The 14,637-nt window shown below is 60.5% G+C and carries 12 protein-coding genes; 8 read left to right on the plus strand and 4 right to left on the minus strand.

The features are described from left to right. Nucleotides 1–306 precede the first annotated feature (306 nt). The 3 genes from OHL14_RS12000 (at nt 307) to OHL14_RS12010 (ending at nt 4,369) form a co-directional block, all read left to right on the plus strand. The gene (locus OHL14_RS12000) at nt 307–1,056 is read left to right on the plus strand and encodes a ComF family protein (RefSeq protein WP_263379593.1); all 750 of its coding nucleotides are present in this window, start codon (nt 307–309) and stop codon (nt 1,054–1,056) included. A 97-nt stretch (nt 1,057–1,153) separates the two neighbouring features. Then, nucleotides 1,154–1,813, plus strand: coding sequence for an HNH endonuclease (locus tag OHL14_RS12005; RefSeq protein ID WP_263379594.1), 660 nt, complete (start codon nt 1,154–1,156; stop codon nt 1,811–1,813). Between the two features lie 156 nt (nt 1,814–1,969). Next, the gene (locus OHL14_RS12010) at nt 1,970–4,369 is read left to right on the plus strand and encodes a M1 family metallopeptidase (RefSeq protein WP_263379595.1); all 2,400 of its coding nucleotides are present in this window, start codon (nt 1,970–1,972) and stop codon (nt 4,367–4,369) included. Nucleotides 4,370–4,477: 108 nt separating this feature from the next. On the opposite strand, the gene OHL14_RS12015 is transcribed toward OHL14_RS12010, so the two are convergent. Continuing rightward, nucleotides 4,478–5,371, minus strand: coding sequence for a hypothetical protein (locus OHL14_RS12015; protein WP_263379596.1), 894 nt, complete (start codon nt 5,369–5,371; stop codon nt 4,478–4,480). 188 nt (nt 5,372–5,559) lie between these two features. On the opposite strand from OHL14_RS12015, the gene OHL14_RS12020 reads away from it, so the two are divergent. Next, nucleotides 5,560–6,111, plus strand: coding sequence for a regulatory protein RecX (locus OHL14_RS12020; protein ID WP_263379597.1), 552 nt, complete (start codon nt 5,560–5,562; stop codon nt 6,109–6,111). A 181-nt stretch (nt 6,112–6,292) separates the two neighbouring features. Then, a complete protein-coding gene (locus OHL14_RS12025; RefSeq protein WP_263379598.1) occupies nt 6,293–7,171 on the plus strand; it encodes a hypothetical protein in 879 nt (292 codons plus the stop codon). Between the two features lie 115 nt (nt 7,172–7,286). Here the strand turns inward: OHL14_RS12025 and OHL14_RS12030 are convergent, their stop codons facing one another. Beyond that, the gene (locus tag OHL14_RS12030) at nt 7,287–8,150 is read right to left on the minus strand and encodes a menaquinone biosynthetic enzyme MqnA/MqnD family protein (protein WP_263379599.1); all 864 of its coding nucleotides are present in this window, start codon (nt 8,148–8,150) and stop codon (nt 7,287–7,289) included. Between the two features lie 120 nt (nt 8,151–8,270). Between OHL14_RS12030 and dprA the strand changes: the two genes are divergently transcribed. From dprA to OHL14_RS12045, 3 genes are all read left to right on the plus strand, one after another. Continuing rightward, nucleotides 8,271–9,446 carry a DNA-processing protein DprA gene (gene dprA / locus OHL14_RS12035; protein ID WP_263379600.1) on the plus strand — a complete coding sequence of 392 codons (1,176 nt, stop codon included), beginning with the start codon at nt 8,271–8,273 and terminating at the stop codon, nt 9,444–9,446. A gap of 266 nt (nt 9,447–9,712) precedes the next feature. Then, the gene (gene topA / locus OHL14_RS12040; protein WP_263379601.1) at nt 9,713–12,637 is read left to right on the plus strand and encodes a type I DNA topoisomerase; all 2,925 of its coding nucleotides are present in this window, start codon (nt 9,713–9,715) and stop codon (nt 12,635–12,637) included. A 182-nt stretch (nt 12,638–12,819) separates the two neighbouring features. Further along, nucleotides 12,820–13,104 (plus strand): DUF427 domain-containing protein, encoded by a 285-nt coding sequence (locus OHL14_RS12045; RefSeq protein ID WP_263379602.1) that lies wholly within the window; start codon nt 12,820–12,822, stop codon nt 13,102–13,104. Between the two features lie 55 nt (nt 13,105–13,159). Here the strand turns inward: OHL14_RS12045 and OHL14_RS12050 are convergent, their stop codons facing one another. Then, nucleotides 13,160–14,092 (minus strand): outer membrane lipoprotein-sorting protein, encoded by a 933-nt coding sequence (locus OHL14_RS12050; protein WP_263379603.1) that lies wholly within the window; start codon nt 14,090–14,092, stop codon nt 13,160–13,162. Between the two features lie 38 nt (nt 14,093–14,130). Next, nucleotides 14,131–14,610 carry a DUF4174 domain-containing protein gene (locus OHL14_RS12055; RefSeq protein WP_263379604.1) on the minus strand — a complete coding sequence of 160 codons (480 nt, stop codon included), beginning with the start codon at nt 14,608–14,610 and terminating at the stop codon, nt 14,131–14,133. Between the last annotated feature and the right edge of the window lie 27 nt (nt 14,611–14,637).

Here is a 14,637-nt window from a genome sequence, read left to right on the forward strand (position 1 = left end):
CTCGAGAGTGGTGGTCCTCCTGGACCGCCGGGTACGTTGCCCTCAGGGCCGCGGCCGGTCGGTCGCGAGGCGGAGGGATGGCGTGCGGTGACGCGCGTTCTCCGAAGTTGTTTCGAATGGGCGGGTGGGACTGCCCATGGATCTTTTGCCGATATTGCGAATGTTGTGATGCCTTCGGATTGCCGTTTGTGTGGCGCGGCGATGGTTTCGTTGGGCAGGGTTCGGGTTTGTGAGGCATGCGTGGCGCTGGTGGGTGCTCGCACGGCTGGACGAGATGAGACGGTTTGTTCGCGTTGTGGGGACGCGATGGGGTTTGAGTCGGCGCGGATGATGGCGGCGATGGGATTGAGTGAATGCACGATGTGCAGGCTGGCACCTCCAGAGTTTGAACGCGCGGTGGCTGCGGACGATTACGACGAAGAGATGCGAGAGATGCTGCACCTGCTGAAGTTTGCGGGGCGGCGTGCTGTGGCTGAGGTTTTGCTGGGCGAGCGGCTGGCGGCGGCGATCGCGCTTTTGCGGGATGCGGCGAAGGAGTTGGTGGTGGTTCCGGTGCCGCTGTTTGCGGCCCGCGAGCGGGAGCGTGGGTATAACCAGGCGGAGCTGCTGGCGAAGGCTGCGGTCCGCAGGATGAGTCCGAAGCTGAAGGTGTCGGCTGGTGTGCTGGTGCGGGTGAAGGATACTCGGCCGCTGTACATGCTGAGCCCGAAGCAGCGGCGAGCGAGCCTGCGCGGGGCGTTTCGGGTGGCAAGGCCTGATGCGGTGATTGGCCGCGAGGTGCTGCTGGTCGATGACGTGATGACGACCGGAGCGACGGCTCGGGAATGTGCGCGGGTGTTGAAGGGGGCGGGAGCGACGAAGGTCTGGGTCGCGACGGCGGCGAAGGCTCAGCCTGCTGGAAGTGTGGCGGTGTATCGGGAGTCGGATGTGGCGATGTGGAGTGTTGGTGGTAGTTCTCCCACGTCTCAGAATCGAGACATGGGGCACCCAGTGAAGTCGTCGGATGGGTCGGTAATAAAGTCGCCGGATGTTTCCAAACGGAGAGAGTTTTGGTAAGTCTCCGATGTCTCAGAATCGAGCCATAGGGCACCCAGATTTTTTAGTAGTCGGAGAGAGTTTCGTAAGACAACGTACTTATTGACCGGAGGCAGGGATGCACGCAGGCGATACGAGGACGCGGACGAAGCGAACGGGGAATAGACACCACACAACCCATCCGGTGCCGGGAACGGCGCGGGCGGAGGCGATTGATATTCGCATGGGTGTGTTTCGGCAGCCAGCGATGCAGACGCCGGTGCTGGTGCTGAATGCGAGCTATGAGCCGATCAACATATGCGGCGCGCGGCGGGCGCTGGTGCTGGTGCTGAAGGGCGTGGCGCGCACGGAGGAAGAGCAGGGAGCGATGCTGCACTCGCACAAGATGAACCTGCAGATGCCGAGCGTGATTCGGCTGCTGGAGTACCGGCGGATTCCGCACCAGACGCGCGCGCTGAGCCGAAAGAATATTCTGCTGCGCGATCGCAATACGTGCCAGTACTGCCAGAAGGTGCTGATCGCTGCTGAGCTGACGCTGGACCACGTGCTGCCGCGGTGTCGCGGAGGACTGAGCACGTGGGAGAACCTCGTGGCGTGCTGCAAGGACTGTAACCGTCGCAAGGGAAGCCAAATGCTGCATGAGCTGACGGACATGAAGCTGCTGCGTGAGCCGAGACCGTTCTCGCTGCACACGTCACGGCACATTATGCGGATGATTGGGTCGGCGGATGCGAACTGGCGGAAGTATTTGTACTTTGAGAATGAGACAGCGGCTTGAGAGGCAGGGAGTAGGGAACAGGGAGTAGAGAAGCAAAAGCGGACGCGCTTGGGGAATGACGAGCCAGAGTGCAAGAGGGCGCCACGAGTCAGGTGGCGTCCTTTGCACTTTGTGGAGGGGATTGGTGGCGCGATAGATTGCTGATAGGCTGCTGCCATGTTCAGCAAAACTGGGGTTGCGGTTGTGGCGGTGGTTTTCGCTGCGTGTGGTGTGGGCGGGTATGCGCAGCATCCGATTGAGCCGCGTGGTGCGGCGCGTGCAGCGAACGGTGATGGGGTGTATCGAGCGCTGCGGACGGCGGGGCCGGTGGGTGAGGGCGTGCGGGTGAAGGAGTTCACTCTGGAGCGTGAGGGTGGCATCTTTCACTTTACCGACGGTGCTTTCTATCTCTATGGAGTGGTGAGCGGTCGCGAGACGGGCGCGGTGTTTCTGGGGCATGGACGGTTCGAGCTGGCTCCAAAAGAGGCGAACGAGCAGCACTCGCTGGCGCTGCTGACGAAGAGCGGTGTGATGTCGCAGGAGTTTTCGACGGTAGTGCTGCGTTTCAGCGACGACACGGCGGAGGAGATCCGCAAGGCTTCCGCGGGCAGTGCGGGACCGTTGGCTTCGCAGGCGAGCGCAGCTGCGTCCGGGCTGGCAAAGGAGTTTCGAACGACGCTGCATGAGAACTTCGATCTAAGGCTGCTGGGAGAGGTGACGGCCGGGCCGGAGGCGTCGACGCGAGAGCGATTCTTTCTGGCGTCGTTTCGGATGGGAGGCATGTTCAGCGGAAGGAATGTGCTGTTCAAGGTGGATCCGGAGCGCGTGCCTGATCAGGTGGAGCTGACGACGTGGGACGGCTCGAACTATGACACGTGGGCGGCCTACAAGATGAAGGATGCGGCGGTGGAGCGAGGCGTTCCGCTGCATGTCTCCGAACAGGTGATGGATGTGCGGATGGAACGGTCGGGCAAGATGACGAACGCGGTGGAGACGACGATCACGATGCGTCTCGGTGGGCTGCGTGTGCTGCCGTTGAACCTGTATCCGACGCTGCGTGTGTCGGGTGTGTATGACGGCGACGGTGATCCGCTGGAGTTTGTGCAGGAGGACAAGGAGTACGATCCGCAGTTTGCGATTGTGCTGCCGAAGCCGGTGGCGAAGGGCGCGACGCTGCATGTGCTGACGAAGTACAGCGGGCCGGATGCGGTGCGGCGCGATGGTGATGGTATGTACTACCTGCGGCCGGGCGCGCGTGAGAGCTGGTATCCGGCGGGCGATGAGGCGTTAGGCGGGTTCGCGAACTACAGGATGACGTTTCATATTCCGAAGAACCTGGACATTGTTGCGACCGGCAAGCGGGTAAGTTCCGAGAAAGAGGATGGCGGGCAGAAGGTGGTGTGGGCGACGGATACGCCGATAGCGGTGGCGGGGTTCAACCTGGGTGAGTTTGCTTCGACGCAGCTGAAGACGCCGCAGGGCTTCGAGGTACTGGCGTATGCGAATACGGAGTTGCCAGATTCGATGAAGGGGATGGAAGGCGGCACGATGGGGTCGATGGAGGCAAGCTCGGCGCTGAAGTACGAGTTATCGCAGGGGAGCGCGGCGATCCAGGTGTATTCGGAGTATTTCGGCAAGCTGCCGTACGATCACGTGGCGCTTACGGAGCAGAGTGCCTGCGGGTTCGGACAGAGCTGGCCGATGCTGGTGTATCTGCCAGTGTGTGCTTTCTTCGACGACACGGTGAAGCACCAGATGGGGCTGCTGCAGCACGATCCGAGCTATTGGGAGGAGGTGACTCCGCATGAGGTGGCACATCAGTGGTGGGGGCAGGAGGTGGGGTTCGACAGCTATCGCGACCAGTGGATGAGCGAGGGCTTCGCGAACTTTTCGGTGAGCCTGTACCTAGTGGCGACGAACAAGGACCTGAAGCCGTTCAACGATTTCTGGAAGGAGCAGAAGAAGAACCTGGTGGAAAAGAACGCGATGGGGGTGCGGCCGATCGATGCAGGGCCGCTGACGATGGGCCAGCGTGTGGCGAATGAGAAGACGGGAAATGTGTATCAGGACCTGATCTACAGCAAGGGCGCGTATGTGATGCACATGCTGCAAGTGATGTATTGGACGCCGAAGGAAGGCGAGGCACCGTTCAAGCACTCGATGCAGGAGTTTGTGAAGGAGTATGCGGGCAAAGCGGCATCGACGGAGGACTTAAAGGCGAGCTTCGAGCGCACGATGCCGCCGTGGATGAATGTTGCGCACGACGGCAAGCTGGACTGGTTCTTCAACGAGTATGTGTACGGCACGGAGCTGCCGCACTACGACGTGGCGTCGGACTTTACGGTAGAGAATGGCGAGACGACGATGCACTTCAAGGTGACGCAGAGCCATGTGTCCGATGGCTTCCTGATGATTTTGCCGCTGTACCTGCAGATGCAGGATGGACACACGCCGCGGCTGTTCAACCTGTCGATCAAGGGGAACTCGACGGTGGAGCGCACGGTGAAGCTGGGCAAGGTGCCGTCGCCTGCCAAGAAGCTGATTGCGAATTATTACGAGGACATTTTGAGTAATTAGGGCGCTTCGGAACGCGAAGATAGAGGCATTGAGAGCAAAGGGCGCTCAGGAAAGCGCGAAGGACGCCACGAGTTCCGTAGCGTCCTTTGTCTGCTTGGTGGGTTGAGCTTAGTGGGGTTTGGCGGGTGGGGTGGACATGGGGTTGGCGTCGTTCTCTTTGCCAGCATCGTCAGGCTTGTTGTTAGTGATGTCTTCGCCGTTGTAGTGGATGGTGACGCTGGTCTTGAAGCGCTTGTAGTCGGTGTAGCGGACGACGGTGCGGACGTGGACGTCCTGTGAGAGAGCTCCGTGCTGTGCGGCGAAGTGCAGGATGCCCTCGGCCTTGGTGTAGGTGGGGAACCAATACTTGTCGTCGATCTGCTGGTAGTAGGTGGTGTAGGGCGGGGAGAGATCTTCGTGGCCGACGCGGGTGTCCTGCGGGACGGTGAGGCCGTTGATGAGGACGATTTCATTGTCCTGCTGGTCGACCCAGACCTTGCCCTGGAAGTAGCGCTTGCCTTTGACGAGGGTCTTGGGGGCGCAGTCGAAGACGTAGGTATCGAGGTCGTCGACCTTCTGGCGACCGAGGTAGGTGAGGTTGTACTCGGGCAGCTCGGGGGCGGTGAGAACGAAGGGCAGCTTCTTTTCGATGTCCTTGAAGTCGTTCTCGGTCATGATGACCTTTTCGATGGTGTTCTGCGGAGCGAAGACGACGTGCTCGACGCGGCGACCGTCCTTATCGAAGGAGATGTCGGTGATCTGGTGGTACTCGCCGTCGGGGCGATTGGTGTCGTCGGAGATGGTGTTGAACTTTACGTCCTGGCGGAAGGTGTAATCGTTGCGCGCGGCAGAGAAGGCGGACTCCTGCTGGCCCATCTTTTCGAGGATCTGCGGGAGGGTGATGCCGGTGGGTGGTGTGGGGTCGAGCGTGCCGAAGCCCTGGGCATTTGCCGTAAGAGCGAGGGCCGGGGTAGTGACGAGGGCGAGCAGAAGGAGAGTGAGCTTCATTGGATGTGCGGGCATCGCTTAGAGGTGGCGGTTAGAAATGACTTAACGGTTGTGGCTAGAGGAGATCCTCGGGTTTCTTCGACTGCGCAGCTTGCGAAAAGCCCAGGCTGCTTCGCTCAGAATGACGGAGATCTACTGCCGTTCTTCAACAGGATAGACGGGTTCGCGCGGGAAATGGGTTAGGGGGCGGCGTAGACTGCGGTATGGCTTTTGATAGAGCAAAGATGCCACGGGTGAAGAAGCCGCGCGAGCCGCTGGGGGTGGCTGGGCTGCTGGAGTATGCGGTCCGGTCGCTGGCGTCGAAGATGAAGAGCGAACGCGATATGCGGTTTAGGATGCGGGACCGCGCGGAACCGGGCGAGGCGGGGCAGGCGGCGATCGACGCGGTGATTCTCAAGTTGAAGGAGTATGGCTACCTGAGCGATGAGCGCTTTGCGGCTGCGTACACGCGGATGAGGCAGGAGAACGAGAAGTTCGGCAAGCGGCGCGTGCAGCAAGGGCTGATGCAGAAGGGGATTCCGAATGAGCTGGCGAATGCGACGCTGACGACAGCCTATGAGGATGTGGACGAGGTCGCGCTGGCGAGGCAGTATGTCGAACGCAAACGGATGAAGAAGCCGGAGGGCGAGAAGGAGATTGCGCGGGCGATGCGTCGGCTGGTGGGCGCGGGGTTCAGTGTGGGGACGGTGTGGAAGGTGCTGCGGGGGTGGGGGACAGAGGTGGAGGAGGTGGATGTCGAAGGAATGGAGGAGTGAGGCTCGGACAGGAGACAGCAAACCTATGGACTGAAGCCCGTTCCCTTCTTTGCTGACGATGAGACCCAATGCTAAAAAGCATCGGGGTACTGAGCTTAGGTGGGGTTGGAGAAGGCAGGAGCAAATGCAGAAGCAGATTCCCCATTCGACTTCGCTCAGGGGAATGACAATAAAGGCGATCATGCAGAACGATGTACAGCGGGTGGTTGGGATTGACTGGTCGGGGCGGGTGGATGCGGCGGGGCAGCGGCGGCATATCTGGGCTGGAGTGTGGACGCGGGGTGAGAAGGTTCGGCTGGAGGCCGGAAGGACGCGAGCAGAGGTTGCGGAGTGGCTGATTGAGCTGGCCAAGGAGACTCCGCGGATGGTGGTGGGGTTCGATTTCTGCTTCGGGTTTCCGGCGTGGTTTGTGCGGGATGAGCAAGGGGCGAAGACGGGGCCAGCGTTCTGGGAGCTGGTGTCTCGCGAGGAACATGCAGAGCGATGGCTGGCGACGGGGTATGAGGATGCGAGGTTCTGGGGTAAGCCTCATAAGCGACCGGCGGAGTTCAGTGGGGAACATCTGCACCGGATGCTGCGGGCTACGGATATTGATTGCAAACTGGCCGCGTATATCCCGGAGGAAGAGCGGCGTGAGCGGGTGAAGGGGATTACTCCGAAGAGTGTGTTTCAGATTGGCGGGGCGGGGAGTGTGGGGACGGCTTCGCTGCGTGGGTTTGCGGTGCTGGAGCGACTGCGTGGCGCCGGGTTTCGGGTGTGGCCGTTCGACGCGCCGGGGCTTGCGCTGAAGAGGCCGCAGCCGCTGGTGGTGGAGATGTATACGCGGCTGATGACGGGGCCGGTGAAGAAGTCGAATGCGGAGGCACGGAAGGCTTACCTGAAGGCGAAGGGATACTCAGGGCTGGGGCGTGGTGTGCTGCAGAGGGCGCTGGCGGGGGAGGATGCGTTCGATGCGCTGGTGAGCACGATGGTGATGGCGGAGCGGCGCGCGGAGTTTGCGACGCTGCCGAAGCCGCGGGATCCGCTGCATGAGGTGGAGGGGTGGACCTGGGCGCCGTAAAGAACACGGAGAGCTTTCGCGTGAAAGCTTCCAGCTACTGTGGCGAATGTAGACCCTCGGGGTTCTTCGACTACGCGCTGCGCGCTTCGCTCAGAATAACGGTGATTAGGTGGATTTAGAGCAGGTTGAGGATCGGCATCGGTGGCAGGGCGCCGATCTTTGTGGCTAGTTCGCGGAAGAGCTCGATGGAGCGGACGCAGTCTTCGTCGAGCACGTAGTGGATATTTTCGGTGAGGTAGGTGCGGATCGTTGCGGGGGGGACTGCGATCCGTGGGGTCCACTCGGTGACGAGGGTTTCGGTGTTGGCCATGCCTGCGTCGCGGCTGGCGATGAGATCCGCTATGAGTTGCGCTGAGGTGATGTTGTTGGGTGCGAGGGCTTCGGGGCGGACGGCCCAGACGGCGGCGACCCAGGGCAGGCCAGTGAGTTCGCGCCAGAGGGTGGCGAGGTCGATCCAGATGAGGTCGGGGTGCGCTGCGTCGATCTGTGCGCGATGTTCGCGGGCTAGAAGCGCGGGGTCTCCGATGAGGAGCGCGGCATCGTTGGCGGCGAGCATGGGGATAGGATCGGCGTCATGTTCGATGAAGACAGGGCGAGAGTCATGGAAGTGCTCGAAGAGGATGCGGGCGTAGGCGGCAGAGCTGCGGCTGGCTGTGTCGGCTGCGAGGGTGCGGACGGATTCGAGGGCGGCCTGTTGCGAGAGATGATCGGGGTTCTTGATGAGCAGCAGGATGCTGCGGACGGCGTGCAGCGAAGCGATGGTGCAGCCGGGGACGATGGCGAGCTGGGGGGTGAGGGCGGCGATGGGGATGAGGCCGAGGTCGGCGGTGCCGTCGTGGAGCTGCTGTGCGCAGGCGGAGGGAAGGGTGTAGCGAACGTCGTAGCGGGTGCGAAGGTCTGTGGCTGCGGGTTCGTGCTCGAAGTTGTAGAGCAGAGGCGCGGGGTTCAGAAACGAGATGGCGGCGACGCGGAGGGGCATAGAGGCAGGGATTCGGGAATAGGGAATGGGGAGTAGGAAAAAGAAGACTGATTTCTAAGGATACGGCCTCGGATTGGATGCGGTAGGATGGGCGCACGACGCAGCAGAGAGGTACGCGTGATGATGAGTGCGAACGAAGAGGCGCGCCTGGGATGGCTTGCGCTGACGTTGACGCCCGGGATGGGTCCTACCCGGTCGGCAAGGACGATACGGCGGCTGGGTGAGGCTGCGCGGGTGCTGACGGCGTCGTTGACAGAGCTGGAGAGCACAGGGATGCCCGCGGAGTCGGCACAGTTTGTGTTCGACGGGCGTGCTCGGACGGCTGCGTTGAAGGAAGCTGAACGGACGGCGGAACAGCAGGCTGTGTATATCACTCCTGAGGATGAGGCTTATCCGGAGCGGCTGTTGCATATCTACGATCCGCCTGCGGTGTTGTGGGTGCGAGGCGAGGTGCGACAGCTGTCGCGCGCAGGGATTGCGGTGGTGGGGACACGGCAACCTTCGCCGTATGGAGCGGGGATGGCAGAGATGTTGAGCCGCGAGCTGGCGAAGCGCGGCATGGCTGTAATGAGCGGGATGGCGCGCGGGGTGGATACGTGCGCACACAAGGGGGCGCTCGATGTCGGAGGGGCGACGGTGGCGGTGTGGGGAACGGGGATCGATGTGATCTATCCAAAAGAAAACAAAAAGCTTGCCGAGCAGATCGTAGCGCAGGGCGGGGCGGTGGTGAGTGAGTTTCCGTTGGGGACGTTTCCGGCGCCGCAGAACTTTCCCATCCGCAACCGGACGCTGAGTGGGATGAGCATCGGAGTGCTGGTGGTGGAGGCTGCGGAGTATTCGGGAACGCGGATAACAGCGCGGTGTGCGCTGGAGCAGGGTCGCGATGTCTACGCGGTGCCGGGGAATGCGACGAACAAGGGGTCGTGGGGGCCGAATACGCTGATCAAGCAGGGGGCGAAGCTGACGGCGACGTGGGAGGACATCTGGGAGGATCTGCCGTCGCAGGTGCGGGTGCAATTGGAGGATGAGCTGGCAGCCCAGAACGGGCAGAAAGAATCGTTTGGTGGGGGGACCGCATCTCTATTCACCGACATGGCTCAAGGGCCGCCGATGAGTGAGCATGAGCGGCTCGTGATACAAGAGTTACGGCAGGACGAGGGTCTTCAACTGGATGCGCTGATCGAACGGCTGGAGGCGAAACTCGCGTCAGGTGAGATATTTACGGCTTTGTTTGAGCTGGAACTGGCGGGCAAAGTGAGGCAGATGCCGGGCAAGAATTATGTGCGGTGCTTTTAAAGGCTGTCGCGGAATGTAGATGCAGATTCCTCCGCTGCGCTGCGGAATGACAAGCCAAGAAGAGCGGAATGACAGGCCGAAAGGGCAGATTGTAGACGCAGATTCCCTGCCGGAATGACAAACAGTAAAGAGGTGAGAGTCGCGTCTAACGGCTTAGGTGGAGAAGAGCGTCATTTGACTTGGCCTCGGCAGTCCGTGTTAGTTTGCATAGGAATTGGAAGCGGAGAGAAGGCTTCGGCCGTTGGCTCTCCGAATGGGTGTGCAGTATGGCAAAGAACCTGGTCATCGTAGAGTCGCCGGCGAAGGCGAAGACGATTGGAAAATATCTCGGTAGCGACTATGTTGTGGAGGCCTCGATTGGGCACATCATGGACCTGCCCAAGAACGATATCGGTGTCGAGCTGAAGATGCGGACGTTTGCGCCGACGCTGATCGTATCGCCAGGCAAAGAGAAGGTGGTGGACCGGCTGAAGAAGCTGGCCGCGAAGAGTGACAGCGTGTTTCTGGCCGCCGATCCTGATCGCGAAGGCGAGGCGATTGCCGCGCACCTGAAGATGCAGCTGTTGCCTTCGATGAAGGACAAGACGAAGCTGCGCCGCGTCACCTTTAATGAGATCACCAAGAAGGCCGTGATCGCGGCGTTCCAGCACACTCGCGACGTGGACGAGGACCTGGTGGATGCGCAACAGACGCGGCGCGTGTTGGATCGCCTGGTGGGCTACCAGATCTCGCCGCTGTTGTGGGACAAGGTCAAGCGCGGGCTGAGCGCAGGACGAGTGCAGACAGTCGCGCTGCGGCTGATCGTGGAGCGGGAGCGGGAGATCAACGCGTTCAACGCGGTGGAGTACTGGAATATAGATGCGGTGCTTTCTCCGGAGAAGAACGGGCAGCAGTTCACCGCTCGCATGGTGGGCGTGGCCGGGCAGCCGATCCGGGTCTCGAACGGCGTGGATGCCGATGGCAAGGAGCAATTTCTCGCGAATGCGCTACCGGACAAGGGCGCCGTCGATGAGGTGATGGCGCAGCTTGAAAAGGCGACGTGGCGGGTGAAGGGTGTCGAGAAGCGCGAGCGCCGGCAGAACCCGAAGGCTCCGTTTACGACGAGCCAGCTGCAGCAGCAGGCGGCTGGACGACTCGGCTTCAATGTGCGGCGCACGATGGGTGTGGCGCAGCGTCTGTATGAGGGTGTGGAGCTGGGCAGCGAGGGCACGGTCGGTCTGATCACCTACATGCGTACCGATTCGACGAACATGAGTGCCGATGCGGTGGCGGAGATTCGCGGGTGGGTCGGCAAGAAGTTTGGCGACAAGTATCTGCCGGAGAAGCCGAACGCGTACAAGAGCAAGAAGGACGCGCAGGAGGCCCACGAGGCGATCCGACCGACGAGCGTGGACAACACGCCAGACAAGATGCGTAAGTACTTGTCCGACGAACAGTTCCGGTTGTACAAGCTGATCTGGGAGCGCGCGGTTTCGAGCCAGATGATGCCTGCGGTCTTCGACCAGACGACAGTGGAGATCGAGGCGAAAGCGGATGCGACCTATGACTTCCGCACTACGGGCAGCATCCTGAAGTTTGACGGCTGGCTGCGCTTCGATGAAGAGACAAAGAAGGCGAAGGCTGCTCGCGCGGAGGCAGAGGCGAAGGCTGCGGCGGCGGAGAGCGAGGATGAGGAGTCGGCGTCGGATTCGACGAGCGAAGACAGCTCGGCGGACCGCCGTCTGCCGGAGTTGAAGGAAGCTCAGCCGCTGACGTGCAACAAGCTCGATCCGCAGCAGAAGTTTACGCAGCCGCCTCCGCGGTTCAATGAAGCGAGCCTAGTGAAGACGCTGGAGGAGAACGGCATTGGTCGGCCTTCGACGTACGCGTCCATCATTAATACGATTCAGGAACGCGACTATGTGAAGAAGATCCAGCAGAAGCTAGTGCCCACCGAGATTGGCATGGTGGTGACGGACCTGTTGGTGAAGAACTTCCCGTATATCTTCAAGGTGGAGTACACGGCGGGGCTGGAGAACGAGCTGGACGCTGTGGAAGATGGCACCGAGAAGTGGACGGACCTGCTGAAGGGCTTTTACGGACACCTTGAGAAAGAACTAAAGGTGGCCGAGGTCGAGATGGAGGACATCAAGGCTTGGGAGAAGCCGTCCGACGAGATTTGCGAGAAGTGCGGAGCGCCGCTGATCCTGAAGTGGGGTAAGTTCGGCAGCTTCTATTCGTGCTCGAACTTCACGAAGGCAAAGCCGGTGACGGTCGCGCTGGGGCCGCTGAAGAAAGATCCTAAGGTCGCGATCAAGAAGGTGACCGAGGCGTTCAGCTTCCCGATGCATGTGAAGGTGATGAACGACGACATGACGGAGTTGTCGCTCGAGGTGACCGAGAAGAAGGAGCTGCTGGAGGCTTTGCAGCGCGCGGCGGAGGAGGCGAAGAAGATTGGCGGCAAGCTGGTCGTTGAGCCGGAGAGCTGCGACTTCACGAAGGAGAATGTTTCGGCGAAGCCAGATTTGACGACTCCGGGAGCGGATGCTGCGGACCAGGAAGACGAGGCCTGCGATAACTGCGGACGTACGATGGTGCTGCGCAATGGGCCGTGGGGACCTTTCATGGCATGTCCTGGATACAACGAGGATCCGCCGTGCAAGACGATCCGAAAGCTGACGCAGAAGGTGCAGTCGAAGCCTCCGGTCGTGCTGGAAGAGCCTTGTCCGAAGTGTGGCAAACCGCTGCTGCAGCGAGATGGCCAGTATGGTGAGTTCATTGCTTGTTCTGGGTATCCGAAGTGCAAGTACGTGAAGCAGGACCTGCTTGACGTACCTTGCCCGAAGTGCGGCGGCGAGATCGCGGTGCGCAAGAACCGTCGCGGCGATACGTTCTACGGCTGTACGCGGTATCCGAAGTGCGACTTTACGAGCAACCAGCTGCTGATGAACGAGACGTGTCCGAAGTGCGATTCGGCGTATCTGGTGGAGGTTTCGAACGCTGAGGGGATATTCCTGGTGTGTCCGAATAACCACGATTCGATGCCGAAGAAGCGTGCCAAGAAGGGAGCGCCTGAGGAGGCTCCGAAGACGCAGGCGTGCAGCTTCGAGAAGAAGATTGGACCACCGAAGCCGAAGGTTGATCCAGATGCTGAGCCGGTGACGCTCAAGAAGCCTGATCCGGAGAAGACAAGGCCATTGGCTGTAGCCTAGGCTTCTTCACAAAGCCGGAGCATACTACGGGTTTTGGTAGGTGCTTCGGTAGAGACTTCCGTTTCCAGTAGATGTGTGCTAAAGTAGAGCAAGTACCAGGCCACCACGAACGGTCGGTGTTGAATGTTGTGTTGTTTGACACTCTGCGAGCCGTATCTTACTGAAAAGATTGGAAGGCGGACATGAAGGCTATTTGGAACGGACAGACTATCGCTGAGAGCGAGAAGGTTGAAACGATCGAGGGGAATGTGTACTTTCCCGAAGAGACGGTGAACCGGACGTTTTTGAAGCCCAGCTCCACAAGTTCGAACTGCCCCTGGAAGGGACAGGCGCGTTACTATACGGTGCTGGTGGACGGCCAGGAGAACCCCGATGCAGCCTGGTATTACCCCAATCCGAAGCCTGCGGCAAAGTCGGTCAAGCGCCATGTGGCCTTCTGGCGCGGTGTTGAAATCATTGCGGCTTAGCTCTTAGCAAGCTGTGGAATAGATGTGAAGAAAGGCTCCCGGATGGGAGCCTTTCCTATTGCTGTCGGAAGGATTCAGAGCTCGGCAGGATGGTGGATTTGACGTGGGTCTTTTCGAAGTCGCTGTTTTTCGCGTCAAGGACGATGGTGCGGTGGAGAAAGAACAGGATATTCATCTTAAACTCCGTGCCAAAGGTGATGGGGAACCAGAGGGCATCGGGCGTGTCGGAGGGCTGGGGCGCGTAGGTGACGGTGAAGCCGAGACCGGGGAGGCTAGTGCCAAGCAGCAGCCGGACGGCGAAGGGAATATCTTTATCTAGCCTGGTGCGGACGACGATAGGTTGATACGCGGTGGTATCGATCCAGGCATCGCCCTTCCAGTCGTATTCATCGTCCTTCGGGGTGAAAGAGATGTGGAAAGCATCGCGACCATTGCGAAGTTCGCGGCCGAGCAGGCGATAGAGATAGTGCGGTGCGGCCTTGGAAGTGAGCGGAAACAGACCTGCGGCGACGCCGTCCTTTGAATCGGCGTCGAGGAGATTATGGCGCAGGTTTTCGACAAGGTCCCGGTCCATCTTCTCGTTGTCGTCTTCGGCCTTTATGCTGACGTCGAGGCTCTCATCCTTGCTGTCGGGGTCGGCGTTATCGGTCTTTCCTTTTGGGGTTGGCAGCGCGTTGTAGGTGAGGTATTTGCCTTTGACGAGGAGGCGCCCATCCAGCTTGAGGAGTTCCTGGTGCGAGCCCTTGTCAGAGGGTGTGACGCGCGCGTCGGTGATCTCTTCGCAGCGGATGGTCTTGCCTTTACGCGACATAGTGTGAGCGTGCTGGACGTAAATGAAGTGAGCGCGCTCGGCTTCAGCCCGGTCCTGGTTGGCAGCGACACGCGCCATGATGGCTTCGGCCGTCGGCGCAGGCTGCTGGGCGCGGGCGAGGCAACAGGTAACCGTAGCGCAGGCTATGAGGAGAACGTGCGGGGCTTTCGAGAGCATAAAGACTAATACGAGCTATGTGCTCGAAAGTTCCTTGCTCAGCGCTTCCGTTGGCGCATCTCGTCCTGACGCATGGGCATCGCATCGATGGTGCTGAGGAGCCTGTCCAGGGAGACTGGTGAGGAGGAGCGAAGTTTTTCGCCACCGTCCTTGCCGATGAGGATGACGGTGAAGGCGTCGGGTGCGATGTGGAAGCGCCTGCGGGCTGCTGTCTGCTCGGGTGCGGATAGGGTGACAATCGTGTCGAGTCTGAAAGTCTCTCTCCAGGGCTTGTTGTCTTCGTGCGACAGGATAGGGGTGAGGACGATATCGCGTTCGCGGAGATCGTTCGCGTTGGCTGCCAGAGCGCTGATCTGGTCGAGGAACTGCGCATTTGTGCCGGAAGTGAAGATAAGTAATGCCCGGTGCTGATCACGAAGGCTGCGGAGTGTGACGGGTGAGGGGCCTGCGTGTGCATTTTGGGCGCTCATGAGGGAGGTGCCTAGGAGGAGGGTGAGTGTGAGTGCGATTCGCTTCATGTGTTCTCTCGGAACTGTTTGAGTGCG

Origin of the sequence: Granulicella paludicola (genome assembly GCF_025685545.1) — a bacterium.
GTDB classification, from domain to species: Bacteria; Acidobacteriota; Terriglobia; order Terriglobales; family Acidobacteriaceae; genus Granulicella; species Granulicella paludicola.

Coding starts and splice junctions, on each gene's coding strand:
- OHL14_RS12000 (WP_263379593.1), top strand. CDS start 307: ATGGGGTTTGAGTCGGCGCGGATGATGGCGGCGATGGGATTGAGTGAA.
- OHL14_RS12005 (WP_263379594.1), top strand. CDS start 1,154: ATGCACGCAGGCGATACGAGGACGCGGACGAAGCGAACGGGGAATAGA.
- OHL14_RS12010 (WP_263379595.1), top strand. CDS start 1,970: ATGTTCAGCAAAACTGGGGTTGCGGTTGTGGCGGTGGTTTTCGCTGCG.
- OHL14_RS12015 (WP_263379596.1), bottom strand. CDS start 5,371: ATGCCCGCACATCCAATGAAGCTCACTCTCCTTCTGCTCGCCCTCGTC.
- OHL14_RS12020 (WP_263379597.1), top strand. CDS start 5,560: ATGGCTTTTGATAGAGCAAAGATGCCACGGGTGAAGAAGCCGCGCGAG.
- OHL14_RS12025 (WP_263379598.1), top strand. CDS start 6,293: ATGCAGAACGATGTACAGCGGGTGGTTGGGATTGACTGGTCGGGGCGG.
- OHL14_RS12030 (WP_263379599.1), bottom strand. CDS start 8,150: ATGCCCCTCCGCGTCGCCGCCATCTCGTTTCTGAACCCCGCGCCTCTG.
- dprA (WP_263379600.1), top strand. CDS start 8,271: ATGATGAGTGCGAACGAAGAGGCGCGCCTGGGATGGCTTGCGCTGACG.
- topA (WP_263379601.1), top strand. CDS start 9,713: ATGGCAAAGAACCTGGTCATCGTAGAGTCGCCGGCGAAGGCGAAGACG.
- OHL14_RS12045 (WP_263379602.1), top strand. CDS start 12,820: ATGAAGGCTATTTGGAACGGACAGACTATCGCTGAGAGCGAGAAGGTT.
- OHL14_RS12050 (WP_263379603.1), bottom strand. CDS start 14,092: ATGCTCTCGAAAGCCCCGCACGTTCTCCTCATAGCCTGCGCTACGGTT.
- OHL14_RS12055 (WP_263379604.1), bottom strand. CDS start 14,610: ATGAAGCGAATCGCACTCACACTCACCCTCCTCCTAGGCACCTCCCTC.